The following is a 24,846-nucleotide window of genomic DNA, read 5'->3' on the forward strand; positions in this document are numbered from 1 at the left end:
AATCAACCGAAGTGGCAGATGTAGTGGTAGGCCTGTTCGACCCGGATGTCAAAGCTGGAGTTGCCCGGCACGCTGAATTTTTCACCGGGGGTCGATTTGATCCAGGCATCGCTGCCGGCGAGTTTGTACTCGCAGGCGCCGGCCACACATTCCATGATCTCGGGCGCACCGGTGTTGAAGGTCAGCGTCGCGGGCAAGACCACACCGACGGACTTCTTGGTGCCATCGGCCAGGGTGATGCCGTGGCTCACACACTTGCCGTCGAAATACACACTGGCTTGGGTTGTGACGCTGATGTTGGCGATTTGTTCGGTAATCATGGATGGTTTGAAAAAAATCAGAAAAGCGCCGGGCTGATGGCGGGTGGGTGCGAAACCCCTGATTTTAGGGCACCCCGGCCCTGGGTGGGCGACGTCCGGGCGCGGGCAGGGCGCTTGCCGCAGCCCGTGACCTGAATCCAACGGTCTGTTTTCGGCGTATCACTAATACAGCACAATGGGCGCCATGAATGAAGAAAGCCCCGATTTCGAACTGATCGCACTGCTTGACCGCGTGGCCCGGGCCGACGAAGCGGCGCTCAAAGAGCTGTACGGCCTGACCTCGTCCAAGTTGTATGGCGTGGCGGTGCGTGTGGTGAGCAACCGGAACTGGGCCGAGGACGTGTTGCAGGAGGCGTTTCTCAACATCTGGCGTGTGGCGGGTGACTATAAGGCGTCCTTGTCGCCGCCCATGGCCTGGATGTGTTTGATTGTGCGCAGCCGGGGACTGGATTTTCTGCGGCGTCGGACCACGGGGCGGGCCGATGCGGCGCTGGAGCTGGATGATGTGATGTCCGACACAGTGGAGGGTGATTCGCCGAACCCGATGGACACGGCGCTGGCCGGTGAGCAGGCCTGGGCCTTGCACCAGTGCCTGAACCAGTTGGAGAACAAGCAGCGCGAAGTGGTGAGTTTGGCGTATCTGCGGGACCTGAGCCATGGGGAGTTGGCCGAGCAGCTCAAGCTGCCGCTGGGAACCGTGAAGACCTGGATACGGCGCGGCCTGGAGCAGTTGCGCGCCTGTATGGCCCGATTTGCTTGAACGGGATGTATGTATTTTTGGTTTTTTCCGCCCCCTGGGCAGGAAAAGGCCTGAAAAAGGTAGTGTATGAATTTGACCGGAAACCCTTCGCTGATCGAGCAACTGGCCGCCAGTTATGCGCTGGGCACCTTGCGCGGCGGTGCACGCCGCCGTTTTGAAGCCCTGGCGCGTAGCCACGCCCCGGTGCGTGCCGCGGCGCTGATCTGGCAAGGCCGGATGGCGTCGGTGGGCGAGTTGCAGCCGCAGATCGCGCCCAGCCCGGCGGTCTGGAAGCGGATTGAAAACCTCATCCATGCCGATCAGGAAGCCAAGGCCATGCTGGCCGCGCGCCAGGTGCCTGCGGCAGTTTCCGGTGGCGGCTGGTGGGCCAGCCTGGGCCTGTGGCGCGGCGCCAGTGCCGCCGGGGCCATGGCGGCGGTGTTGGCGGTGGTGGTTGGTCTGAACCTGAACACCACGCTCAACGGCCAGGTCCGTGAGCTCAGCGCCAAACTGGCCGCAACGCCGGATATCCAGTACGTGGCCGTGCTGGCCGACGACAAGTCGGCACCGACCATGTTGGTGACCTTTGACCCCAAACACAACCAGCTGCAACTCAAACGTGTAGGCGCTTTCCAGGTTGGGCCGGACAAGTCGCTGGAGTTGTGGGCCTTGCCGCAGACCGGCGGTCCGAAGTCCTTGGGGGTGTTGGGTGAGGGCGCGGTGATCCGCCTGCCGGCGGGCAGCGATGCCGTGAACAATGTGCCCGCGCTGGCCATCACCCTGGAGCCCAAAGGCGGCTCTCCGGCAGGCGGCGGTCCGACCGGACCGGTGCTGTTCAAGGGTGCGCTGATTCCAATGAACTTGTAAACGTATCAAGGCTGGGTCGCCAGCAGCAAGTCAAAAGGGCTGAAGGGCAGCTTTCGCAGCCCTTCAGCCCTTTTTTAGGTTCCGGCGGAATCCGGAGGCTTAACGCCAGTGACCGTGACCGCCGTGGCCATAACCATAACCGCGGCTGTAGCCAAAATTCAGCGACACGCCGAGAGGCGAGTAATACGGCCCCGGGTAGTAGCCCGGGTAAACCGCGACCGGCGCGGCGTAAGTGGGTTGCACATACACCGGCTGGGCATAAACGGGCTGGGGCGGTTGCACATAAGCCGGTTGCGCGGCCACCTGCTGCTGGGGTTGCATCGCGCCTACCGGGCTCACCTGTAGCCGCACATAAGGGCCGGGGTCGTTGGCCATCTGGATGGTGTAGGACTTGTCGGCGTATTCGTAGACCACGTTGTAATGTGTGGTGCGGTTTTCATAGGTGGTCTGGGTGCCGCATTGCTGCACGTTTTGCACCTGGTTGCGCGGGCCTTCGATGTTGTTACCCACCATGGCGCCACCGACCAGGCCGATCATGGTGGCCACAGCGCGGCCACCGCCGTTACCCACGGCATTGCCCATGGCGCCACCGGCCAGGGCGCCCATCACGGCGCCGGCGCCGGAATTGGGCGCCTGGGTGACCATGGGTTGTGTGGTGCACACCTGTTGCGGCACGCTGATCTGCTGTACCACCGGCGTGCTGGAAATGACACGCGCGAGGATGTCCATCGCGGAGGCGTTCAGGGCCAACAGGCCGGTCGCAGCGGCGACGGTTGACAAAACAAGTGACTTTTTCATGATTCAAACTCCAATTCAGCCTGCTGGGAGAACCCCCGTTCTGGGGGATAACCAAAAGACAGCTTCTGTTCAGTTTAATGATTCAGAGCGGATTTGGTGGACACAAGTTCAGGTAAACCACTGTAAAGCTGGGGTGGCAGCGGCTTTACAAAACCCCGAAAGCCCCTGTTAAAGGTGTTCTGCCCAGCTTTTGGCGTCAAACCCGAGCGTGGTGTGGGTGCCCCATTCCACCACTGGGCGTTTGATGACGCTAACGTGGTCCTGCATCACGGCCAGGGCGCTGGCGGCGTCCGTGGTGGCCGCCTGCACGGTTGCGTCCAGCTTGCGCCAGGTCGTGCCCTTGCGGTTCAACAGTTTCTCCCAGCCGAGGGCGTGTTCCCAGGCGGCGAGCTTGTGTGCGGGCACGCCCTGTTTTTTGAAATCGTGGAATTCGTAAGCCAGGCCGTGTTCCGTCAGCCAGGCACGGGCTTTTTTGACGGTGTCGCAGTTGGGGATGCCGTAGAGGATGATCATGGTCCAAATTTTGCCATGGCGACTTCGCTCAAGCTTGCGCGGGCATCGTTCATTGTCAGGACGGCAATATCGTGACCAGGGCCCGGTACAGATGGCTAGGGGTGATGGGTTTGTGCAGCAGCGGGATACCGCTGGCCATCGCCTCGCGCAAACGATCCGGTGCTGTGTCGCCGGTGATCAGCAGCGCGGGCAACTCATGGCCCAACAAGGCACGCAAGGCGGCAATGGCCTCGATGCCGGTGCGTTTCTCGCGCAGCCGATAGTCGCTGATCACGAGATCTGGCGCCCACTGCGCCGCCAGCACGAGTGCTTCTTCAATGGATTCCGCCAGCGCGCATTCACAACCCCAATCACGCAACAGATGGCGCATGGCGGTGCGCACGGTTTCGTCGTCATCAATAACCAGGACTCGAGCACTCAGAACCCGTGGTTTGCCGTGTTCGATGCTGATCTTCTCTATGGGCAAAACGTCGGTGATAGGCAAAACCAGCCGGAATACACTCCCGCGTTGCAAGGTGGATGCCAGCGAAAGTTCATGCCCCAAGGTGCGGGCCAGGCCGTCGGCGATGGCCAGACCCAGGCCCAGTCCCTTGTGGCGATCCCGCTCCGGATTACCCAGCTGGTGGAATTCACGAAACACCTCGCCTTGCTGCGTGGGTTCTATGCCAATGCCTGTGTCCCAGACTTCCAGCACGGCGTCGCCACCACGCTTGCGGCAAGCCACCAGCAAGCCGCCTTGCCCGGTGTAGTTGATCGCATTCGAGACCAGGTTGCGCAAAATCAACTCAACCAGGGTCGGATCAGACCACACCACCGATGTGTTTTCCCGGGAGCGGTAAGTCAGGCCTTTGGCATCGGCTTGCGGCTCGAATTCCCGTTCTATCTTGTTGAGCAGCGGTTGCAGCCGGAAGGCCTGCCATTGCGGCTCAATCACGCCGGCTTCAATGCGTGAGAAGTCGAGCAAGGTGTTGAGCATCTCGGCCGACGCATGGCTGGCGCTGCCGACGCAGGCCACCAGTTCGCGCTGGTGCGGGCTCAGTTCCGTGCGAGAGAGCACCTCCAGGAACAATCCCTGGGCGTGAATCGGCTGGCGCAGGTCATGGCTGGCCGCCGCGAGGAACTTTGACTTGGCGATATTCCCCTGTTCGGCTTCGCGCCTGGCGCCTTCGGCCACCAGGGTCTCCTGGTGCAATTTCTCCATCAGTCCGGTGTTTTCGAAGCGCAATTCGATCGTCGTGCGCGTGGCCCGGGCGCTGCTGCGCGCCTGGTCAAACAGAGACATGAGGTACAGCAGGCAGACCAGGCCCAGGGCGTGGTAAGCCGGATCGTCCATCAGCCACAGCTTCAAGGCCACGAGGGATACCGCCGGAACCACGAAGGCATAAAACACAGGCAGTACGGCCGATTGTGTGGACACCGCGCCGCCCGCCATGCCGGCAATCACGGCAATGGCCAGGATACGTCCGGCCAGCGAGGCGGTATCGAAGGTGATCCAGATCAAGGCGCCCCAGATCAGACCTGAAACGGCGCGTTGCGCGATGAGTGCCCAGACGATAGGGCGCGTTTGCCTGACCAGGACGGTGTCGGAGAGGTGCTTGCGCGCATAGGCAAAGGTGAGCAGGTTCGCCAGTATGGCGCCCGCGCACCATGTTCTTAGCGCCCAGGCGTTGCTGTCGTCGGACAAGAAGAAGAGCACCAGCACGGCCAGCAGACAAATAGGGACGACGGTGCTCCCTACGTTGCCGAGCACCAATCGCAGTTGCTCCACCAGAATGCGGGTTTCCGCAAGTCGCAGCGGGTTAGCCCTCATGCGGCATACACATTTCAGCCAATCAGTCCTTGCTGACGCGCAGCAACCACCGCCTCGGCGCGGCTGACCACCTGAAAAAACTCCAGGATGTCCTGCACATGCCTGCGAACGGTGTTGTTCGAGAGCGTAAGCTGGCGCGCAATCAGTTTGTTCGAGAGCCCCTGGTGCAGCAGGTCAAGCACATCACATTGGCGCGGCGTCAGACGCCGTTCGGCAAGGCTGTTGTCGGCCGGGGAGCGTTCGGCAAAGTGGCCGCCCAAGCTCAAAAGGATGGCCTCAATGATTTTTTCGGCCGTTTCCGCCTTCGAGACAAAACCGGCTGCGCCGCGCTCCAGCGCCTGGCGTGCGGTTTGTGGTTCATCCAGCGATGACAACATCAAGACAGGTGTCAGCGGCCATTTGCGTTGGAGCAGCGCAATGCCTTCCATGCCGCTCAAACCGTTGAGCTTGATGTCCAGCAAGATCAGGTCCACCTGATCCGGTGGGCGGCTGGTCGCTTCGTGGATGGAGGCGGCTTCCAGGATGTGTGTGTCCGGTATGGCCGCGCTGATCACCATGCTGAGTCCCGAACGGAACATGGCGTGGTCGTCAATTAACAAAATGCAGGGCGCAGGCATGGGCGTCATTGGAACACGGCGATTCGGGTTTCATATGGTCCTTGAGGACCATATGAAACTTCTCTCAAGATCCATAGACTGCGTACCAGTTTGTGAACCAACCCCCTGGAAAAATAATGACCTTTGTCGATTCTGTGTCTACCTGCCTGAAAAAATTCACCGATTTCAATGGCCGCGCCAGCCGCTCGGAATACTGGTGGTTTGCGCTGTTCTTTACGCTGGTGCTGACGGCCAGCGCGTTTGTGCACGAATGGGGCGTGCTCATCGCCCTGGCTGCGCTTATTTTGCCGCTCACGGCCGCCGCAGCCCGCCGCCTGCATGACACCAACCGTAGCGGCTGGTTTCAGTTGCTCAACCTGGTCCCGCTGGGTAATTTGTACGTGCTCTACCTCATGGTCCAGGAAGGCACGTCCGTCAACAACCGTTACTGATGGCCGTCTTTTCACGCGGTTGATGATTGGTACGACTCTTTGAGTGCCCCTCATGAAAATTGTTAAACACGTTTTGTTCGCCTCTACGCTGGCATCGCTGATGGTGAGTGCTTCCGCACTGGCTGGCGATGCGGACTTCACCCTGCTCAATCGCACCGGCATCACCTTGCGCGAAATCTACATCTCGCCGGCGAACAAAAACTCCTGGGGCAATGACCGCATGGGGGACAGTGTTCTGGACAACGGGAAGTCGCGTCTCTTCAGGTTTTCTGACAAGAGTGCCTGCAAGCAGGACCTGAAAGTTGTTTTTGACGATGACTCCGGTGACGTGGTCTGGCGTAACTTTGACCTGTGCGAAATCGACAAGGTCACGCTCAAATTCAACAAAAACACCCGCGCGGCCACGGCCGATATCGAATAGGTCAAATCCGGCAGGCTTGAAAGCACGCTCGCGAGGCGGTGGCATGGAGTGCCTGCAAGGCTAAAAGCGGTAGCCATCTCAGGATGGACTGGCCGGCACCGACCGAAAAGGCGCCCAAAGGGAGATCACTGAATTCAGGCAAGGATGGTGAGCCATGTGAGGCCTGAAGATACCGGACGCGCTGTCAGGTTGTCAGGCTAGGGCGACAATACCGGCCTGTATGAACAATCCTCAAACCCTTGACGACTGGCTCGCCTACTGCGAGCACCTGCACCCGACCGCCATCGATCTCGGGCTGGCCCGGGTTCAAGGCGTGGCCCGCGAGATGGGGCTGCGCTTTGACTGCCCGGTCATCACCGTGGCCGGCACCAATGGCAAAGGTTCGAGCTGCGCCATGCTGGAGGCGATTTTGCTGCAGGCTGGTTACCGCACCGGGGTGTACACCTCGCCGCACCTGGTTCATTTTGAAGAACGTTGCCGCGTCCGCGGCGAGATCGTGCAGGCCGATGCCTTGCTGCCGCACTTTGTCCGGGTCGAAGCCTTGCGTGGCCAGACCTCGCTGACTTATTTCGAGTTCACCATGCTGGCCATCTTCAGTCTGCTGGCCGAGGCCAAGCTGGATGTGGTGATTCTGGAAGTTGGTGTTGGCGGGCGGCTGGACTCGGTCAACATCATCGATACCGACTGCGCGCTGATCACCAGCATAGATATTGATCACACCGAGCTGCTGGGCCGCGACCGCGAGGCCATTGGGCGCGAAAAAGCCGGCATCATGCGCGCCGGTAAGCCGGTGGTGGTCGGCGATCCGGTGCCGCCACAAAGCGTGCTGGACCACGCCGCCGAAGTGGGCGCTGACCTGTGGCGCTTTGGCCAGGACTTCAATTTTTCCGGCGACAAGCTGCAATGGGCCTGGGCCGGTCGCGGCCGGCGTTATGCCGGCCTGGCTTACCCGGCCTTGCGTGGCGCCAACCAGCTGCTCAATGCCTCGGGTGTGCTGGCGGCACTGACCGCCTTGCGGGATCGCCTGCCGGTGACGGCGCAGGCGGTGCGCAACGGACTGGGCATGGTCGAGTTGCCGGGGCGTTTCCAGATCATTTCCGGCCAGCCGACCCTGGTGCTGGACGTGGCGCACAACCCGCACTCGGTGGCGGCGCTGGCCGAAAACCTTGACGCCATGGCTTATTACCCCTGTACCCATGCGGTGTTCGGCGCCATGGCCGACAAGGATCTGGCCGCCATGCTGGGACGTATCGGCCCGTTGGTGGACCGCTGGTATTTCACCGATCTGCCCACCCCGCGCGCGGCCAGTGGGGCGGATCTGATGGCGCGCTGGCAGGCCCTGAACACCCGTTCGGATGTACGCGCCAGCGTGTTTCCCGACCCGGTGTTGGCCCTGCAGGCCGCCGTCGCTGCCGCCGACCCCGCTGATAGAATTGTCGTGTTCGGATCGTTCTACACGGTGGGAAGTATTTTGAAAGAGGGTTTGCCCCGTCTTTTTGCTCCGCACGCCGCGCCTGAGCGTCACGCTTCATCATCAACCGATACCTAACGGACACCGTCACCACCATGCCGTTTTTCAACTTTCGTCGGGGCCAAGCATCTCCCGCTGCGGCCAAATCGGCTGCCCAAAGCGAAAGCGTGGACGTGGTACGCAAACGCGCCAAACACCGCCTGATCGGTGCGGTGGTGTTGGTGCTGGCGGGTGTGGTGGGTTTTCCGCTGCTGTTCGACACGCAGCCCCGGCCGGTGGCGGTCGATATTTCGATTGAAATACCCGGCAAAAACACCGTCAAACCGCTGGTGATGCCGGCCCCGACCCCGGCCACCGCGCCAGCAGCGACGACGGCGGCTGCCAGTCCCCCTGTCGCCAGCAGTACCCAGGTGGCGGCACCGTCCAGTCTCACGCCGCGTGAAGAAATAATTACAGAAAAAAAGGCTGAAGCCCCCGTCGAGACTGCGCAGGCAGCTATCAAAAACGAAGCAAAACCTGAGTCCAAGCCTGAACCCAAACCGGAGCCCAAGGTCGTGGCCAAGGCGCCGGTGTCCAGCGAGGACGGCGCGCGTGCCAAGGCCCTGCTGGAAGGCAAGGCGGTCGAGGTCGAAGGGCGGCTGGTGGTGCAGGTGGGCGCTTTTGCCGATGCCGGCAAGGCGAGCGAAGTTCGCCAGAAACTGGAACGCGCCGGCCTGAAAACCTATACCCAGGTGGCCGACACCAAAGACGGCAAACGCATCCGGGTCCGGGTTGGGCCGTTTTCCAGCAAGGCTGATGCGGACAAAGCTGCCGGCAAGATCAAGGGCCTTGATTTGCCAGCCGCCATCCTGACTTTATAGGGCTGGTCAGGCGTGGCAGTTGCTGATCTGGCTTTTCTGGGGGTGTTGGCGGTTTCCCTGCTGATAGGCGCGTGGCGGGGCCTGGTGTTCGAGATTTTGTCCGTCGTCGGTTGGGCGCTGTCGTTTTACGTGGCGCAGTGGTTTGCGCCCGACCTGGCCGCCGTGTTGCCGCTGCAAAGTGCGTCAGAGCCGGTGCGTCACGCCGCGGCCTTTGTGCTGATTTTTATCGTGGCCGTGTTCGTGGCGGGCCTGCTGGCCGTGTTGCTGAAAAAGCTGGTGGAAGCCATCGGCTTGCGGCCGGCGGACCGTACCCTGGGGGCGGCTTTTGGCCTGTTGCGCGGACTGATTTTGTTGCTGGCGGTGACCGTGGTGATCAACATGACTGCTTTCAAAACCAGTGACTGGTGGCTGGCGTCCCGGGGCGCCGAGTTGTTGACCTCGGCGCTCACAGGCTTGAAGCCGGTCTTGCCCGAACAGTTTGCAAAGTATTTGAGCTAATGATGTGGCCCCACGCTTGTACGCATCGCGTACTGCGTTGCCTCCCAAGGGGGCTGTTTGTCTTGGGGGCGGCCCGGCGGCAGGTGAAAATTTTTATGAATGGAAATATATGTGCGGAATAGTTGGTGTTGTCAGCAACGCCCCGGTGAACCAGCTGATTTATGACGGACTGCTCCTGCTGCAGCACCGCGGTCAGGATGCTGCCGGCATCGTCACCCAGCAGGGCCGCAAGTTTTACATGCACAAGGCCAAAGGCATGGTGCGCGATGTGTTTCGCACCCGCAACATGCGCGCCTTGCCGGGCAACGTGGGGCTGGGCCAGGTGCGTTACCCGACGGCCGGCAACGCTTTCAGCGAAGACGAAGCCCAGCCTTTTTACGTCAACGCGCCGTTTGGCCTGGTGCTCTCGCACAACGGCAACCTGACCAACGCGGCCGAACTCAAGGCCGAGCTGTTCAACACCGACCATCGCCACATCAACACCGACAGCGACTCCGAAGTGTTGCTCAACGTGCTGGCGCATGAGCTGGAAAAAACCACGCGCGGCCTGCCGCTCAATCCGGTGGATGTGTTTGCCGCCGTGCGCGGTGTGCATAAACGGGTCAAGGGTTCTTACGCCGTGGTGGCGCTGATTGCCGGTCACGGCCTGCTGGCGTTTCGCGACCCCTTCGGTATTCGTCCGCTGTGCCTGGGTCGTGGCCAGAACGACAGCGGCAGCACCGTGATGGTGGCCAGCGAATCGGTGGCGCTGGAAGGCACCGCGCACCAGTTCGAGCGCGACATCGCGCCGGGCGAGGCCGTGTTTGTCGATCTGCAAGGCACGGTCCACGCCGAGCAGTGCGCCGAAAATCCGCAACTCAAGCCCTGTATTTTTGAATTTGTGTACCTGGCGCGCCCCGACTCCGTGCTGGACGGCATCTCGGTCTACCAGGCCCGCCTGAACCTCGGTGAAACGCTGGCCAAACGTGTGGTGTCCACGGTGCCGCCGAATGAAATCGACGTGATCATCCCGATTCCCGAGTCGAGCCGCCCGAGTGCCACGCAGCTGGCGCATTTGCTGGGCATTCCCTACCGCGAAGGTTTTGTGAAGAACCGTTATGTGGGGCGCACCTTCATCATGCCGGGCCAGGGCGTGCGTAAAAAATCGGTACGCCAGAAACTCAATGTGATCGCCAGCGAGTTCAAGGGCCGCAATGTGATGTTGGTGGACGACTCCATCGTGCGCGGCACGACCTCGCGCGAAATTGTGCAGATGGCGCGTGACGCTGGGGCCAAAAAGGTTTACCTCGCCAGCGCCGCGCCGCCCGTGCGTTATCCCAACGTTTACGGCATCGACATGCCGACCGCGGCCGAGCTGGTGGCACACGACCGTACCGTGGAAGAAATCCGGATTGCGATTGGTTGCGACGCGTTGATTTACCAGGATGTGGAAGGCATGAAACGCGCGATTGGCTCGCTCAACACCAAACTCGACGGCTTCGATGCTTCGTGTTTCGACGGCGTTTACATCACCGGCGACATCACGCCGGAAAGCATTGCCAAGATGAACGAACAACGGGTCGACAGCAGCGAAGAAGGCGGGGTGGATGTCTCGCGCCTGGCGCTGCCCAACCCCCAAGAGGTTTAACGTGAGCGTCCAAAAATTACCTGACAACCTGCACCGCGATACGCTGGCGGTGCGTGTGGGGCTGGAGCGCAGCCAGTACGGCGAAAACTCGGAAGCGCTGTACCTGACCAGTGGTTTTGTGCAACCCGATGCTGAAACCTCGGCACTCCGTTTTGCCGGGACCGAAGAAGGTTTTACCTACGCCCGCACCTCGAACCCGACCGTGAGCAGTTTCGAGCAGCGGCTGGCCGCGCTGGAAGGCACGGAAGCCGCCATTGCCGCGTCCAGCGGCATGGGCGCCATTTTGATGATGGGCATGGGCCTGCTCAAGGCGGGTGACCATGTGGTGTGTTCGCAGTCGGTGTTCGGCTCGACGCTGAACTTGTTCGGCAAGGAGTTCGCCAAGTTCGGCGTCGAGACCAGTTTTGTGTCGCAGACCGATCTGGCGCAGTGGCGCGCGGCCATGCGGCCCAACACCAAGCTCTTGTTTGCCGAAACCCCGACCAATCCGCTGACCGAGGTCTGCGACATACGCGCGCTGGCCGACATTGCCCATGCGGGCGGCGCCTTGCTGGCCGTCGACAACTGTTTTTGCTCACCGGCCCTGCAGCGGCCGACCGAACTGGGCGCCGATCTGGTGATCCATTCGGGCACCAAGTATCTGGACGGGCAGGGTCGTGTCATGGCCGGCGCGATTTGCGGGCCGTCCAAATTGATCGTGGATGTGTTCGGCCCCATTGTGCGCACCGCCGGCATGGTACTGGCGCCGTTTAATGCCTGGGTCGTGCTCAAGGGCATGGAAACCTTGCGTATCCGTATGCAGGCCCAAAGCGCTAGCGCCCTGGCGATTGCGCAATGGCTGGAAGCACACCCCGCGGTGGCCCGTGTGTATTACCCGGGTTTGGCCTCGCACCCCCAGCACGAACTGGCCATGCGCCAGCAGTCGGGTCTGGGCGGCGCCGTGGTGTCTTTCGATGTGCGCGGCAGCGACCCCGAAACCTTGCGCGCCAACGCCTTTCACGTGATCAACAGCACGCAGGTGGTGAGTATTGCCACCAACCTGGGCGATACCAAGTCCATCATCACCCATCCGGGCACCACCTCCCATGGCCGGCTCACCGAAGCGCAGCGCCAGGCGGCCGGTATCGGCCAGGGCCTGATCCGCTTTGCGGTCGGGCTCGAACATATTGACGATTTGAAAGCCGACCTCGCACGGGGTCTTGAAACGCTGGCATGACACAAAAAACACGTACCCGGTTTGCCCCTTCCCCCACGGGCTTTATCCACCTCGGCAACATCCGCTCCGCCCTGTATCCCTGGGCGTTCGCGCGGGCCACGGGCGGCGACTTCATTTTGCGGATTGAAGACACCGATGTGGATCGGTCCAGCCAGGAAGCCGTCGATGTGATCATCGAAGGCATGCGCTGGCTGGGCCTGAACTACGACGAGGGCCCGAGCTACCAGATGCAGCGCATGGACCGCTACAAGGCCGTGCTGGCCGAGTTGCAGGCCGCTGGCCATGTCTACCCTTGCTACATGAGCATGGCGGAACTTGATGCACTGCGTGAGCAGCAGATGGCTAATAAAGAGAAGCCGCGCTACGACGGCACCTGGCGGCCAACACCCGACAAAACCTTGCCGCCGATTCCCGAGGGTGTGTTGCCCGTGCTGCGTTTCAAGAATCCGCAGGGCGGGGCCGTGGTCTGGGAAGACAAGGTCAAGGGCCGCATCGAAATCAGCAACGACGAACTCGACGATCTTGTGATTGCACGGCCCGATGGCACGCCGACCTACAACTTCTGCGTGGTGGTGGACGACATGGACATGGCCATCACCCATGTGATCCGTGGCGACGACCATGTGAACAACACGCCGCGTCAGATCAATATCTTCCGCGCCCTCGGCAAAGAAGTGCCGGTCTATGCCCACCTGCCCACGGTGCTGAATGAGCTGGGCGAGAAGATGAGCAAGCGCAATGGTGCCAAGGCCGTCACGCAGTACGCCGTGGAAGGTTATTTGCCTGACGCGATGGTCAACTACCTGGCGCGTCTCGGGTGGAGCCACGGTGACGACGAAATTTTCACGCGTGAACAGTTTGTGCAGTGGTTCAACCTCGACCATCTCGGTAAAAGCGCCGCGCAGTTTGACGAGGCCAAGCTGCGCTGGGTCAATGCCCAGCATCTCAAAGCCATGCCTGATGACAAGCTGGCCGAAGTGGTACAGCCTTTCCTCAGCGCGCCAACCCTGGCCGGCCTGGACGCTGCGCGCCGCGTATCGGCTTGTGCTTTGCTGAAAGACCGCTGCAGCACGCTGGTGGAGTTGGCTGAATGGATGGCGGTATTGGTCAACGACGTCCCGGTCAGCGCAGCAGACATTCAGGCGCATGTGCCGGCCGAAGCCGCACCCGCCGTGAACAAGCTCGCCGAGTTGCTGGCCGATTGTGAGTGGAGCAAGGCCGCGATTGCCGCTGTGATCAAGCAGGTGCTGGCAGAGACCGGTCTGAAGATGCCGCAACTGGCCATGCCCGTGCGTGTCTTGGTTGCCGGACGCCAGCAAACACCATCGCTGGATGCCTTCCTGACCTTGATGGACAGGAAAAATGTGATCAAAAAATTAGGGCACTTGAAAAGCGTGTAATTTTCGCGCTATAATTTGAAGCTCGACAACTGCAAGACATCTTGTAGTTAATGAGGGGGTATAGCTCAGCTGGGAGAGCGCTTGCATGGCATGCAAGAGGTCATCGGTTCGATCCCGTTTACCTCCACCATTAAATTGTCGGGAAGATTTTTTTAGCAGGCCCTTAAAAGCCTGCATCGGAAGTTCCAAAGGTTTTGACCCTATCGTCTAGAGGCCTAGGACACCACCCTTTCACGGTGGCTACAGGGGTTCGAATCCCCTTAGGGTCACCAGTTTCACTTTGGTGAAGTTGGTAAAACAAGTCGTCAGCACTTGGCTTCGCAAGAAGTGAACGTTGTCTACCAGGAGTGGTAGTTCAGTTGGTTAGAATACCGGCCTGTCACGCCGGGGGTCGCGGGTTCGAGTCCCGTCCGCTCCGCCAGATAAAAGCCCTTGCTGCTCAATGAGTTGCAAGGGCTTTCCTCTTTCTGGTGTGCTTAAAAACTAAGCTGCCAAACACTCCATATCCCAAAGTTTGGAATACCGCTGATTTGGCAGAGGTCGCAGTGCGGGTCCGGCGAAGACTGTCAACCTGCGCAATCATCCATTTATTTGTGTGCATCGTGGCGCTATCACGTCAGCGTGGCCTTGCGCCATCTTGTTCGTGACCGCCTTGGGTTGGCATTCCTGCGGGGGCTGAACGGTATGACGTTGTTGGCGTTGTACATCTCGAGCGGGGTGATCATGCTCTCTCCCGGATATGCGCGGAAAAGCGCAGAAAATAGCGCTTTAGATAAAGAGGTCCCTGTGAATCAATCCCTTGCCCATGCCGAACTCATCGCCACTTACAGGAGGGCGGAGGCAGAGGCTGCTCACAAGTTCGGATTGATCAAGGTGGTTGCAAGCAAGGGGCCCAAGGCGATTCAGGCGGCCGTCGAAACAGCAGCAAAGGCCGCAAAACGCAGGGATTCGTATGCGAAAAAGCTGGCTGTGCTCGGGGTGGACCTCAAGGATTGAGCGGCGCTCAGTGTCCACACGGCAGGCCGCCGTATGGCTTGCGAATAATCGGAATTTAGAAAGAAACCCCATGAAAATAGAAGAACCAACACTAGAAGAACCAGAACCGATGGAGGAATACGTCCCTGGCGTCGCAAGCGGCCGGCACTACATGGCCAAGCTGTGTCATTTTCCTGACGGGGCTTGGTACATAGCAGTCGTTCACGTTGAATCGCTGCCGCCGCTGCACGACAGCGACAGAACCTGGCCTACCCGTGATGAAGCCGTGAAGGCGGCCGATAAGCTGGTTGCCGACCTGGGTCATTGATCTGAGATCAGCAGTTTACCGGCCACGATGGCAGCGTCAGCATCAAAGCCGTCGTCGTCCGTGCCGGCGTCCTGCTGTTCATCAACAGGCTTTGAATACACGCGGCGATGAAAAATCTTGAACATGATTTTCGCCAGGCGGCGGAAACCCTGGCCGGTGCGGATGCGCTGGTGGTCGCTGCAGGCGCAGGCATGGGTGTGGATTCCGGGTTGCCCGACTTTCGAGGCCATACGGGGTTTTGGCAGGCCTATCCGGCGCTGGCCAAAGCGAGTCTTCATTTTTCCGACATTGCCTGCCCGCGAACTTTTGAGCAAGACCCAGGGCTGGCCTGGGGTTTTTACGGCCACCGCCTGGCCCTGTACCGCAAGACAGTGCCGCACCACGGTTTTGCGATCCTGCGTCTATGGGGGGAGAACATGCCGCTGGGTGTGCATGTGTTCACCAGCAATGTGGACGGGCAATTCCAGAAAGCGGGTTTTGCGGACGACCAGATTCACGAATGCCACGGCTCGATCCACCAGCTGCAATGCACCCGGGCATGTGGCTCTGGCGTCTGGTCGGCTGATGGTTTTGTACCAGAGGTGGACACCGACAACTGCCGTCTGCTGAATCCACCGCCGCATTGCCCCGCCTGTGGCGCTTTGGCCCGCCCCAATGTGTTGATGTTCAAGGACTGGAACTGGGTGTCCAGGCGCAGCGATGCCCAGGCCAGGCGCGAAGCCACGTGGCTGGAGGTCCTCGCGGAAAGCCGGGCGCGCGTGGTGGTACTTGAACTAGGCGCCGGCACGGCCATTCCGTCGGTGCGGCGCTTCAGCCACAGAATCATTCATGAATTCGGTGGACGCCTGGTGCGTATCAACCCCAGTGAGGCCACCGTGCCCAGTTCGATGGACGTCGGCCTGGCGGTCGGCGGACTGGACGCCTTGCGCGGGATGGAGATGGCCATGCGTGTAGCGTGAATGTCGCCGAGCAAGAGCTAGCAGTCACGCGGCAGCGCTGATTGAATTTTGCGGTTTTGAGGCCCTGCCTGTCTGGCCCCACAATCAGCGCCATGCGCAAACATTTTTCTGAAACCACGGGTCCGCAGCGGCTGGTGTATGGCCTGGGGGTGGGTGTGTTGGCCGCCTTGTTGCCGCTTCCCATGACCTGGCCGTTCCGGGCGCTGCTGGGCTGGTGCGTGGCGACCGCGGTGTATCTGGTGCTGGCCTGGTGGCTGGCAGAGGTGTTTGATTCGAACAGCACACGCCAGCGTGCGCAAGCGCAGGATGAACCCAGCATGGTGGTTTTTTTACTGATGGTGCTGGCGGTGTTGGCCAGTGTCAGCAGCATTGTCTTGTTGCTGCAGCAGGTCAAACAGCTGGCCGGCGCCGAGCGGCTGGGGCACATGCTGCTGGCCATGCTGGCGCTGGGATTGTCCTGGTTGTTTATCCATACGATTTTTGCGTTTCGTTATGCGCACCGTTATTACCAGGAAGAAAAACGCAAGCAGCCCGGCGGCGCTGGCCTGCAATTTCCGAATCAACCCGATCCGGACTATTTCGATTTTTTGTACTACGCGTTTGTGATCGGCATGACCTCGCAGGTGTCCGATGTGCAGGTGAGTTCGCGCGAAATGCGCCGCTTGACTCTGGGTCACGGCATTTTGTCGTTTGCCTTCAACGTCTTGATCGTGGCGCTGACCATCAACGTGGTGGCTGGTTTTATCTAGCGTACGGAACTTATCGCCAAAAGCGCAAGGCCTCCAGCTTGAGCAAGCCGGTGGACAAAGCCGTGCCGCAGACAATCACGAGTGCACACACCAGCATCCAGGGCGTGACACTTTCACCCAGGAACAGGGCGCCGTACAAGACCGCAAAAACCGGCACCACAAAAGTCACCGACAGCGCGCGTTGCGGGCCGGCGTTTTCGATGAGCCGGAAAAACAGGATGTAAGCCAGTCCGGTGCACAAGACACCAACAGCCAGCAGCGCTAGCCAGGCCGAGCTGCCAGGCATTTGCGTCGGCCACAACCACGCGGCCGGCAGCGCCAGGCCCAGCGTGGCGCCGATCTGGCTGCCGGCGGCCGTGACCAGCGGCGGCAGGCCGGACAGATAACGTTTGGTGTAACTCGCCGAGATGCCGTAACAGACGCAAGCCAGCAGGCAGGCCAGCACGGCCCAGCCCGGCGCCACGCCGGAGGCATCAGGCTTGAAGGTGGCTTTGTCCCAGGCCAGCATGGCCACGCCGGCAAACCCGATGACCAGGCCTAGCAGGCGCGAGGCCGTGGGTTTGTCCTTCAGCCAGAACCAGGCCACCAGCGCGCCAAACATGGGCACGGTGGCATTGAGAATCGCCGACAAGCCGGTGGTGATGGACAGCAGCGCAAAGGAAAAACAGGCGAAGGGAATGCCGGAATTGAGAACGCCTATGAAAAAGGTGCGGCGCCAGTTTTTTCTCAGCACCGGCCACAGGCCGCGCAGCCAGACGATGGGCAACAGAAAAAGGGCGGCAATCCCGACCCGGACGGCGGCTGTGGGCAAGGGGCCAAACTCCACGGTGCTGATACGCATGAAGAGAAAGGACGAACCCCAGATGGCCGCCAGCGATACAAAGTCGAGGGCCCAGTGCCGGGGCGTTGCGAGGCTGGCCGATGCCGTCAAGGCACCGCCCCTTTGAGCACACCTTCGAGTGTGAGCAGTGCGGCCTTGCGGTCCAGGCCGCCGGCGTAACCGGTGAGGGCACCCTTGGCACCCATCACGCGGTGGCAGGGCACGATGATGCTGACCGGGTTGCGGCCGACCGCCGCACCCACGGCGCGCACGGCGGCCGGTTTGCCGATACGGGCGCTGACCTCGCCGTAACTGGCGGTGCCGCCTTGCGGAATTTTCAACAGCGCCTGCCAGACCGATTGCTGGAAAGCCGTGCCGTAAGCCAGGTCCAGGGGCACGTCAAACTCCGTGCGTTTCCCGGCGAAATATTCGCTGAGCTGCTGGCTGACTTTTTTCAGCACGGGATGATCGGTAACGGTAGGCCAGACGGCCGGCCCCGACAGTTCCGGTGGCAAATGGCGTTGGCCGTCAAACCAGAGCCCGGCCAGACCTTTGGGGGTGGCCGCGATGATGATGGTTCCCAGGGGGCTCTGGAAACGGGTCTGGACGATGGAGGTATCGAATTTCATGGTGATCTCCTGGGAGTGTCGCTCATTGACTGAAATGGCGTTGTCGCTGCTGCGGCTTGCTTTTTGCGTGGTTTATGAATGATTTAGGGCTCTAGTCCTGACGGGTCGGGCGCGGGTAGCTATTGTTTTGAGAGCGGCCGGCGCAGCATCGACGGGGGCTTGCATGGCGCCGCTCCAGGCGCGTATGACCGCATAACTGCGCCAGGGCTTCCAGGCCAGCGAGGCCAGCTCGGCTTCCTTGGCCGGATTTTTCAGGCCCTGCACACCCAGCGCCTTGTGCAGCGCCACGTCGCCGGCCGGAAAAGCGTCGGGCCAGCGCAGCGCCCGCATGGCGATGTATTGCGCTGTCCAGTCGCCAATGCCCGGCAGTTCCTTGAGTGCGGCGATGGTGGCATTGACATCGGCGCCGCCATGTAATTGCAGACGCCTTGAAGCCACGGCCTGCGCGATGCCGACAATCGCGGTCTGCCGCTGTTTGACAATGCCGAGCTGGCCCAGCGTGTCGCCGCTGGCCTGGGCCAATACCGCCGCGGCAGGAAACAGCCGCGTCAGTTCGGGCCACGGCGTTTCAATCGGCTCGCCGAGTTTGTCGACCATGCGTTGCGCCAGGGTGCGGGCCGCCGCCACCGTGATCTGCTGGCCCAGCACGGCGCGCACCGCCAGTTCATAACCGTCCATGGCACCGGGCACACGCAGGCCGTCACCGCCCGGAAAGCTGCTGTGCAAGGTCTGGTTGATGGGCTGCGGATCGGCGTCCAGGTCCAGCATGGCGCGCAGCCGGCGTATCACCAGCGGCAAGACTTCGCGCAAGGAGTCGCTGACACGCAGCACGACCTGGGTGCGGGGCTCGTCAAAGCTGGCCAGCAACCAGCCGGCGTGGACCTTGCCGCCGCTTTCAAGGCGGACAGTGCGTCCCATCTGTGCACCATCTGCATCATCAGCTACAAATTCAATAGCGTTGATCTGGCGTTTCTTGAAGAAGCCTGTCATCGCGGCCGCGTCGTAAGGCGGGCGGTAGCCGAGCTTGACGGTGATGCCCTGGCTGGCGGGCGTGGCCCCCTGGCGCCGCAACTGCGTTGGGTTCAATCCGTAATGTTCGGCAAACGCGGCATTAAAACGCCGCACGCTGGCGTAACCGCTGATCAGGGCAATCTGCGTGATTGGCAAAGCGGTGTCGGCCAGCAACTGCTTGGCGGTCAGCAGGCGGCGTGTCTGCAGGTATTGCATGGGCGAGACGCCGAACTGCGCTTCAAAAATCCGCCGCACGTGGCGGTCGCTGACCCCCAGCTTGGTGGCCAGCAATTCGACCGAAGGGGTGGCCTCGCCCCAGGCTTCGGGTTCGTCTAGTAGCCGGGCAGCCTGGTGCGCCAGGATGTAAGACGCGTCCTGGATGGACCACACGACCGAATGCGGTGCCAGCTCGGGCCGGCAGCGCAGGCAGGGCCGAAAGCCGGCGTTTTCGGCCTGCGCGGCGTGGCCGAAAAAACGGCAATTTTCGCGTTTGGGTGTCTTGACGCTGCAGACCGGGCGGCAATAAATGCCGGTGGAGGTCACACCTGTGAAAAACGAGCCGTCAAACCGCGCGTCCCGGGTCTTCAGCGCGAGGTAACAGGCGTCGTCGGCGAGAGGGGCGTGGTCCGTTTTCATGAGGTTCATGATACGCCGCAGCGCGGGTGTAACTAGCCGTTTTCGGACATGTTCATGCGGGCCCTGGCGCCTACAATCCGTGCAATTACAGCGACTCACGGAGAACCCAGCCCATGCAGCTTGACCCCTCGATTTTCAAGGCCTACGACATCCGCGGCGTCGTGCCATCCACCGTCAATGAAGAAGTGGCCGAGGCCCTGGGTCGGGCTTTCGGCAGCGAGGCCCTGGTGCAGGGTGAACGCACGGTGGCCGTGGGGCGCGACGGCCGCCTCAGCGGGCCGGCGCTGAGCGCCGCGCTGATCCGTGGGCTGGTCGCCAGCGGTGTCGATGTGATCGATGTCGGCATGGTCACCACGCCCCTGCTTTATTTTGCGGCCTGCACCCTGGCCAACTCGGGCATACAGATCACCGGCAGCCACAACCCCAAGGATTACAACGGCTTCAAGATGGTGATGGCCGGGCGCGCGATTTACGGCGACGACATCCAGGCCTTGCGCCGCCGGATGACTGACGCAAACTGGGCGCTGCCGGCGCGCAGTGGCAGTATTCGCAACATCAATGTGCTGGCACCTTACCGCGATCGCATCGCGTCAGATATCAAGCTCCAGCGCCCTATGAAAGTGGTGATCGATTCCGGCAACGGCATTGCCGGCGCTTCGGCCCCGGACATTTTCCGTGCGCTGGGTTGCGAGGTGGTCGAGTTGTTCAGCGAGGTGGACGGCAGCTTTCCCAACCACCACCCGGATCCGAGCAAGCCGGAAAACCTCAAGGACCTGATCGCCGCGCTGCAGGACGGCGACGCCGAACTGGGCCTGGCCTTTGACGGCGACGGCGACCGCCTGGGCATCGTGACCCGCGAGGGCAACACGATTTACCCGGACCGCCAGATGATGCTGTTTGCGCGTGATGTCTTGTCGCGTGTGCCGGGCGGCACCATTGTGTTCGACGTCAAATGTTCGCAACGCCTGGCGCCCGAAATCGAGGCGGCCGGCGGCGTGCCGCTGATGTACAAAACCGGCCACTCGCTGATCAAGGCGAAGATGAAGGAAGTCAACTCTCCGCTGGGCGGCGAGATGAGCGGCCACATCTTTTTCAAGGAACGCTGGTTTGGTTTTGACGACGGCACTTACGCCGGCGCTCGTCTGTTGGAGATCTTGAGCAAGGTGGCCGATGTGGGCGCGCTGCTCAACGGCCTGCCCACCAGCTTTAGTACGCCTGAGCTCAACGTCGCCTGCAAGGAAGGCGAACCGCACACCGTGGTGGAAGCCCTGATCAAGTCCGCCAGTTTCCCGGCACCCGCAAAAATCTCCACCATCGACGGCGTGCGTGTGGACTGGCCGGACGGCTTCGGCTTGATCCGCGCGTCCAACACCACGCCGGTGCTGGTGCTGAGGTTTGAAGGGCACACCGAGGCGGCGCTGCATCGCATCGAGGCCGACATGCTCAAGCTGCTGCACAGCGTCAAGCCTGACGCGAGTTTTGCCGCGGCAGCGCACTGAGCTCGGTCCAGCAGGTGAGATGAAAATTCTTTTGGTCAAGCTCTCGTCCTTGGGCGACGTGGTGCACACCTTGCCGGTGGTGCAGGACATCCTGGCGGCGCACCCCGGTGCGCAGATCGACTGGGTGGTGGAAAAATCCTTTGCGCCTTTGCTGACGCCCTTGGTGGGCACAGGTTTGCGCCGGGTCATTCCCTGCGAAATACGCCGCTGGCGGAAATCGTTTTGGATCGCGGCCACACGGGCCGAATGGCGCGCTTTCAAACAACAACTGCAAGCCGAAGCCTACGACGCGGTGATTGATTTGCAAGGCCTGACCAAGTCCGCCGTCGTGGCGCGGCTGGCCAGGCTCGGTGCGGGCGGCCGGCGTTATGCGCTGGCGAATCAGACCGACGGTTCGGGCTACGAAGCGCCAACACGCTGGCTGGCCGATGTGGCGATTCGCATGCCGCCCCACATTCACGCCGTGCAGCGTTCGCGCGAGTTGTGCGCGCGTGCACTGGGCTACACACTGCCGCTGTCCCTGGATTATGGGTTAAAAGCGGCTCTGGCCCAGGAGGTACGGGCGCCATCAGCTCCTGAAATAATAGCGTTTGTGCATGGCACCTCGCGCGCCGATAAGCAATGGCCGCTGGAAAACTGGGTCGCGCTGGGCCGGCAGTTGAACGCGCTGGGTTACCACATCGCCTTGCCGCATGGCAATGCCGAGGAATTGGTGACCAGTCAGTTGTTGGCTGCGGCGCTGAACGGCAAAAACCGCGAGGTCCAAGCCATCGTGTGGCCACGTTTGCCGCTGGATCAACTGACGCAGCAACTGGCGCAATGCGCCGGTGTCGTCGGAGTGGACAGCGGCCTCAGCCACATCGCGGTGGCGCTGGATTTGCCGCATGTGCAGATTTACAACTTCGACACCGCCTGGCGCACCGGGCCTGTTATCGCCGCCCAGGCCGGCGCTGAGGGCGCACGCCAGATCAGTGTGTTTGCCCTGCCGACACCCAGCGTGCGTGCGGTCTGGGATGCCTGGCTCAGTTGCCAGCCGACCGCAGCGGACCCAGGGTCGGCGCTTTGATGGCCGCCGTGGCGCGCAAGTTGTACGCCTGGCTGATGTGGGCGATCCAGCCCTTGCTGCGGCGCAAGCTGGCGCGGCGTGGCCGGGTCGAAGCCGGTTACCTCGAGGCTGTGGATGAACGTTTCGGTTTTTACACGCAGGCGCCCGAAGCCCGTGCCGAACTGGTGTGGTTACATGCGGTGTCGCTGGGCGAAACCCGCACCGCCGGCATTTTGCTCAAGGCCTTGCGTGCGCAATGGCCGGGGCTGCGGGTCTTGTTGACCCACGGCACCGCCACCGGGCGTGCCGAAGGCGCGAGTTTGCTGCGGGCCGGTGATGTACAGGTCTGGCAGCCCTGGGACAGCGAAGCGGCGGTTGCGCGGTTTTTCAGCCACTTTAAGCCGCGCCTGGGTTTGCTGATGGAAACCGAGGTCTGGCCCAACACCGTGGCCGGCGCGCAGGCACAGGGCGTGCCGCTGGCCTTGGTCAACGCACGCATGTCCGAAAAGTCCTTGCGCCAGGCCATGCGTATGGCGTTGTTGTCGCGTCCGGCGTTTGCGGCGCTGTCGGCGGTTTATGCGCAAAGCGACAGCGATGCGCAACGCCTGCGTGTATTGGGCGCCAAGGTGCAGGGTGTGTTCGGCAACCTGAAGTTTGACGCCACGCCGGATCCTGCGCAGCAGGCGCAAGGCCGCGCCTGGCGGCAAGCGCCGGCCCGCCCGGTGCTGCTGCTGGCCAGCGCGCGTGAAGGTGAAGAAGACAGTTTTATTAAGGAAATAAAGGCTCTAGCCCTGATGGGTCGGGCGCAATCAGCTACCAAAACCATAGCGACTGCTAAGCCACAGATACTCATCGTGCCGCGCCACCCGCAGCGTTTTGACGAGGTTTGTGGGCTGATAGAGAAACACGGCCTGTCGGTGTCGCGCCGCTCCAGCTGGAAGGGCGCACCACAGGCGACCGATGTCTGGCTAGGCGACTCGCTGGGTGAAATGGCGCTGTATTACGCGATGAGCGACGTGGCCTTGCTGGGCGGCAGTTTTGCGCCGCTGGGCGGCCAGAACCTGATCGAAGCCGCCGCCGGCGGCTGCCCCGTGATCATGGGCCCACACACTTTCAACTTTGCCGAAGCCGCCGAGCTGGCGCTAGCCACCGGCGCCGCGTACCGCGCGGCCGACATGGCGGACGCCGTGCGCAGCGCCCAGGCCTTGCTGGCGGACCGCCAGGCGCAACAGGCGGCCGCCACGGCCAGCTTGCAGTTTGCGGCGCAACACCGGGGCGCGGCCGCCAACACGGTGAAGGCGTTGGCTCCGTTGCTGGAAGCAAAGAGCCTGTTTACGGTTTAAAGGGGGACCCCTTTTAAACCGTAAACAGGCTCTTACACCATGGCCGAACCGCTGGTGAATCAGTTTGGCGCCGATGTGCCCGAGGCCATTGCGCGCATGATCGCGGCCGTGCACCCGAGCTTTGAGTCCGCGCGTTTCATGCGTGATGTCCTGCAGGGTTACGACGAGCTGGCCTTGATGCCACGTGGCAAACACATTGCGCGCGCCTTGTATCGGCATCTGCCGCAGGACTACAGCCAGGCCACAGACATCCTGCTGGCCTCGCTGGACCAGCCGCACGGCCGGCCGGCCGGGCTCAGCATGGCCTCGTTTTTGTACCTGCCGCACACGATGTTTGTGGCCGAGTTTGGCCTGGATCATTTTGAAGCCTCGATGTTGGCGCAGTACCAGTTGACGCAGCGTTTCACGGCCGAGTTCAGCATCCGACCTTTTTTTCAGCAGCACGAAGCCGCCACGTTGGCGCGTTTCAAGCTCTGGGCCAGCGACCCGAATCCGCATGTGCGCCGCCTGGTGTCCGAAGGCAGCCGGCCGCGCCTGCCCTGGGCCAGCCGCCTGCCCGCGTTCCAGAAAGATCCGGCACCGGTGCTGGCGCTGCTGGAGTTGCTGAAAGACGATCCCGAGCTGTATGTGCGACGCTCGGTCGCCAACAACCTCAACGACATCGGCAAGGACCATCCGGACCTGCTGGCCCAGACCGCCAAGCAATGGCTCAAGGGTGCGAGCGACGAGCGGCGCTGGGTGGTCCAGCACGCCTTGCGTTCGGCCGTCAAACGCGGCGAAGCCGGCGCGCTCGATGTGCTGGGCTTCGGCAAAAGCGCCGAGGTCGCGGTGAGCCACGCCCGCATCACGCCGACACGTGTGACCCTGGGCGAAAAAGTCAGTATTGCTTTTGATGTCTCCAACACCAGCACCCAGCCGCAGGAGGTGCTGGTGGACTTTTGCATCCACTACGTCAAGGCGAATGGCAAGACCAGCGCCAAGGTGTTCAAGCTCAAGGTCTTGAACCTGGCGCCGCGCGACACCGTGCGCTTGAGCAAGACGGTTTCGACGGCAGAGATGACAACACGTAAACACCATGCGGGTCTGCACCGCGTCGATGTGTTGCTGAATGGGCAGGCCAGGGCGCTGGGGGCGTTTGAGTTGGCCTCTGTTGCGACGAAGTAAATACGCGCAAGGCCTGCAGGCACTTCTACATCTGTGTGTCAGGCGGCTTTTGGTCAGCGATGGACACATTCAAGCGCGCGAATTTGGCACCGTAAACCGG

The 24,846-nt window shown here is 61.7% G+C and carries 27 protein-coding genes and 3 tRNA genes; 21 read left to right on the plus strand and 9 right to left on the minus strand.

The window, feature by feature from the left end; all coding sequences use genetic code 11:
- Nucleotides 1–2: 2 nt before the first annotated feature.
- A complete protein-coding gene (gene ppnP / locus R6254_RS09805) occupies nt 3–320 on the minus strand; it encodes a pyrimidine/purine nucleoside phosphorylase (protein WP_318406412.1) in 318 nt (105 codons plus the stop codon).
- A 184-nt stretch (nt 321–504) separates the two neighbouring features.
- Here ppnP and R6254_RS09810 point away from each other — a divergent pair, with 184 nt between their 5' ends.
- Together R6254_RS09810 and R6254_RS09815 are read left to right on the plus strand one after the other, a co-directional pair.
- Nucleotides 505–1,080, plus strand: coding sequence for a sigma-70 family RNA polymerase sigma factor (locus tag R6254_RS09810; protein ID WP_318406414.1), 576 nt, complete (start codon nt 505–507; stop codon nt 1,078–1,080).
- 66 nt (nt 1,081–1,146) lie between these two features.
- Nucleotides 1,147–1,926 (plus strand): anti-sigma factor, encoded by a 780-nt coding sequence (locus R6254_RS09815; RefSeq protein WP_318406415.1) that lies wholly within the window; start codon nt 1,147–1,149, stop codon nt 1,924–1,926.
- A gap of 99 nt (nt 1,927–2,025) precedes the next feature.
- Here R6254_RS09815 and R6254_RS09820 read toward each other — a convergent pair whose 3' ends face one another.
- The 4 genes from R6254_RS09820 to R6254_RS09835 all read right to left on the minus strand — a co-directional run bounded on the left by R6254_RS09820 (nt 2,026) and on the right by R6254_RS09835 (nt 5,664).
- Nucleotides 2,026–2,724: a glycine zipper 2TM domain-containing protein gene (locus R6254_RS09820; protein ID WP_318406417.1), complete on the minus strand. Its 699-nt coding sequence runs from the start codon at nt 2,722–2,724 to the stop codon at nt 2,026–2,028.
- 168 nt (nt 2,725–2,892) lie between these two features.
- Entirely contained in the window at nt 2,893–3,237 is a 345-nt protein-coding gene (locus tag R6254_RS09825; protein ID WP_318406419.1) for an ArsC family reductase, read from the minus strand.
- Nucleotides 3,238–3,292: 55 nt separating this feature from the next.
- Complete coding sequence (locus R6254_RS09830) at nt 3,293–5,047, minus strand: ATP-binding response regulator (RefSeq protein ID WP_318406421.1); 1,755 nt, start codon at nt 5,045–5,047, stop codon at nt 3,293–3,295.
- A gap of 14 nt (nt 5,048–5,061) precedes the next feature.
- The gene (locus R6254_RS09835; protein WP_318406423.1) at nt 5,062–5,664 is read right to left on the minus strand and encodes a response regulator transcription factor; all 603 of its coding nucleotides are present in this window, start codon (nt 5,662–5,664) and stop codon (nt 5,062–5,064) included.
- Nucleotides 5,665–5,780: 116 nt separating this feature from the next.
- On the opposite strand from R6254_RS09835, the gene R6254_RS09840 reads away from it, so the two are divergent.
- From R6254_RS09840 to R6254_RS09900, 13 genes are all read left to right on the plus strand, one after another.
- The gene (locus R6254_RS09840; protein WP_318406425.1) at nt 5,781–6,095 is read left to right on the plus strand and encodes a DUF805 domain-containing protein; all 315 of its coding nucleotides are present in this window, start codon (nt 5,781–5,783) and stop codon (nt 6,093–6,095) included.
- A gap of 52 nt (nt 6,096–6,147) precedes the next feature.
- Complete coding sequence (locus tag R6254_RS09845; RefSeq protein ID WP_318406427.1) at nt 6,148–6,516, plus strand: hypothetical protein; 369 nt, start codon at nt 6,148–6,150, stop codon at nt 6,514–6,516.
- A 220-nt stretch (nt 6,517–6,736) separates the two neighbouring features.
- Complete coding sequence (folC, locus tag R6254_RS09850) at nt 6,737–8,065, plus strand: bifunctional tetrahydrofolate synthase/dihydrofolate synthase (protein ID WP_318406429.1); 1,329 nt, start codon at nt 6,737–6,739, stop codon at nt 8,063–8,065.
- 17 nt (nt 8,066–8,082) lie between these two features.
- Nucleotides 8,083–8,847, plus strand: a complete 765-nt coding sequence (locus R6254_RS09855; protein ID WP_318406430.1) for an SPOR domain-containing protein — start codon at nt 8,083–8,085, stop codon at nt 8,845–8,847.
- Nucleotides 8,848–8,859: 12 nt separating this feature from the next.
- Nucleotides 8,860–9,345 (plus strand): CvpA family protein, encoded by a 486-nt coding sequence (locus R6254_RS09860; RefSeq protein ID WP_318406431.1) that lies wholly within the window; start codon nt 8,860–8,862, stop codon nt 9,343–9,345.
- A 109-nt stretch (nt 9,346–9,454) separates the two neighbouring features.
- Nucleotides 9,455–10,972, plus strand: a complete 1,518-nt coding sequence (gene purF / locus R6254_RS09865; RefSeq protein WP_318406433.1) for an amidophosphoribosyltransferase — start codon at nt 9,455–9,457, stop codon at nt 10,970–10,972.
- Nucleotides 10,932–12,188: an O-succinylhomoserine sulfhydrylase gene (locus R6254_RS09870; RefSeq protein WP_412103145.1), complete on the plus strand. Its 1,257-nt coding sequence runs from the start codon at nt 10,932–10,934 to the stop codon at nt 12,186–12,188. Before purF ends, R6254_RS09870 begins: the two co-directional genes overlap by 41 nt.
- A complete protein-coding gene (gene gltX / locus R6254_RS09875) occupies nt 12,185–13,588 on the plus strand; it encodes a glutamate--tRNA ligase (RefSeq protein ID WP_318406436.1) in 1,404 nt (467 codons plus the stop codon). Before R6254_RS09870 ends, gltX begins: the two co-directional genes overlap by 4 nt.
- A gap of 54 nt (nt 13,589–13,642) precedes the next feature.
- Nucleotides 13,643–13,718: transfer RNA gene (locus R6254_RS09880), tRNA-Ala, on the plus strand.
- 66 nt (nt 13,719–13,784) lie between these two features.
- A tRNA-Glu gene (locus tag R6254_RS09885) sits at nt 13,785–13,860 on the plus strand.
- Nucleotides 13,861–13,932: 72 nt separating this feature from the next.
- A tRNA-Asp gene (locus R6254_RS09890) sits at nt 13,933–14,009 on the plus strand.
- Nucleotides 14,010–14,215: 206 nt separating this feature from the next.
- Nucleotides 14,216–14,584, plus strand: coding sequence for a hypothetical protein (locus R6254_RS09895; protein WP_318406438.1), 369 nt, complete (start codon nt 14,216–14,218; stop codon nt 14,582–14,584).
- Nucleotides 14,585–14,654: 70 nt separating this feature from the next.
- On the plus strand, nt 14,655–14,891 hold the full coding sequence (locus R6254_RS09900; protein ID WP_318406439.1) for a hypothetical protein: 237 nt from the start codon (nt 14,655–14,657) through the stop codon (nt 14,889–14,891).
- Here the strand turns inward: R6254_RS09900 and R6254_RS09905 are convergent.
- Nucleotides 14,885–15,016 (minus strand): hypothetical protein, encoded by a 132-nt coding sequence (locus R6254_RS09905; protein WP_318406440.1) that lies wholly within the window; start codon nt 15,014–15,016, stop codon nt 14,885–14,887. The genes R6254_RS09900 and R6254_RS09905 overlap by 7 nt on opposite strands.
- Between R6254_RS09905 and R6254_RS09910 the strand changes: the two genes are divergently transcribed.
- Together R6254_RS09910 and R6254_RS09915 are read left to right on the plus strand one after the other, a co-directional pair.
- Entirely contained in the window at nt 14,999–15,850 is an 852-nt protein-coding gene (locus R6254_RS09910; RefSeq protein ID WP_318406441.1) for an SIR2 family NAD-dependent protein deacylase, read from the plus strand. The two genes, R6254_RS09905 and R6254_RS09910, sit on opposite strands and share 18 nt — an antisense overlap.
- Before the next feature lie 92 nt (nt 15,851–15,942).
- Nucleotides 15,943–16,599, plus strand: coding sequence for a DUF1345 domain-containing protein (locus R6254_RS09915; RefSeq protein ID WP_318406442.1), 657 nt, complete (start codon nt 15,943–15,945; stop codon nt 16,597–16,599).
- 10 nt (nt 16,600–16,609) lie between these two features.
- Here R6254_RS09915 and R6254_RS09920 read toward each other — a convergent pair whose 3' ends face one another.
- From R6254_RS09920 to R6254_RS09930, 3 genes are all read right to left on the minus strand, one after another.
- The gene (locus tag R6254_RS09920; protein WP_318406444.1) at nt 16,610–17,530 is read right to left on the minus strand and encodes a DMT family transporter; all 921 of its coding nucleotides are present in this window, start codon (nt 17,528–17,530) and stop codon (nt 16,610–16,612) included.
- Nucleotides 17,527–18,048 (minus strand): methylated-DNA--[protein]-cysteine S-methyltransferase, encoded by a 522-nt coding sequence (locus R6254_RS09925; RefSeq protein ID WP_318406446.1) that lies wholly within the window; start codon nt 18,046–18,048, stop codon nt 17,527–17,529. Before R6254_RS09925 ends, R6254_RS09920 begins: the two co-directional genes overlap by 4 nt.
- Before the next feature lie 72 nt (nt 18,049–18,120).
- Complete coding sequence (locus R6254_RS09930) at nt 18,121–19,695, minus strand: DNA-3-methyladenine glycosylase 2 family protein (RefSeq protein WP_318406677.1); 1,575 nt, start codon at nt 19,693–19,695, stop codon at nt 18,121–18,123.
- A gap of 113 nt (nt 19,696–19,808) precedes the next feature.
- On the opposite strand from R6254_RS09930, the gene R6254_RS09935 reads away from it, so the two are divergent.
- Genes R6254_RS09935 through R6254_RS09950 form a run of 4 tightly spaced genes read left to right on the plus strand, consistent with a single transcriptional unit; the run spans nt 19,809 to nt 24,746 of the window.
- Nucleotides 19,809–21,194 (plus strand): phosphomannomutase/phosphoglucomutase, encoded by a 1,386-nt coding sequence (locus R6254_RS09935; protein WP_318406447.1) that lies wholly within the window; start codon nt 19,809–19,811, stop codon nt 21,192–21,194.
- 19 nt (nt 21,195–21,213) lie between these two features.
- Nucleotides 21,214–22,260 (plus strand): lipopolysaccharide heptosyltransferase I, encoded by a 1,047-nt coding sequence (waaC, locus tag R6254_RS09940; RefSeq protein WP_318406448.1) that lies wholly within the window; start codon nt 21,214–21,216, stop codon nt 22,258–22,260.
- Nucleotides 22,260–23,582: a 3-deoxy-D-manno-octulosonic acid transferase gene (locus R6254_RS09945; protein ID WP_318406449.1), complete on the plus strand. Its 1,323-nt coding sequence runs from the start codon at nt 22,260–22,262 to the stop codon at nt 23,580–23,582. Before waaC ends, R6254_RS09945 begins: the two co-directional genes overlap by 1 nt.
- A 39-nt stretch (nt 23,583–23,621) precedes the next feature.
- Nucleotides 23,622–24,746, plus strand: coding sequence for a DNA alkylation repair protein (locus tag R6254_RS09950; RefSeq protein ID WP_318406450.1), 1,125 nt, complete (start codon nt 23,622–23,624; stop codon nt 24,744–24,746).
- Nucleotides 24,747–24,846 lie beyond the last annotated feature (100 nt).

Source organism: Polaromonas potterensis (assembly GCF_033446725.1).
In the GTDB taxonomy this organism is placed as follows: Bacteria; Pseudomonadota; Gammaproteobacteria; order Burkholderiales; family Burkholderiaceae_C; genus Polaromonas.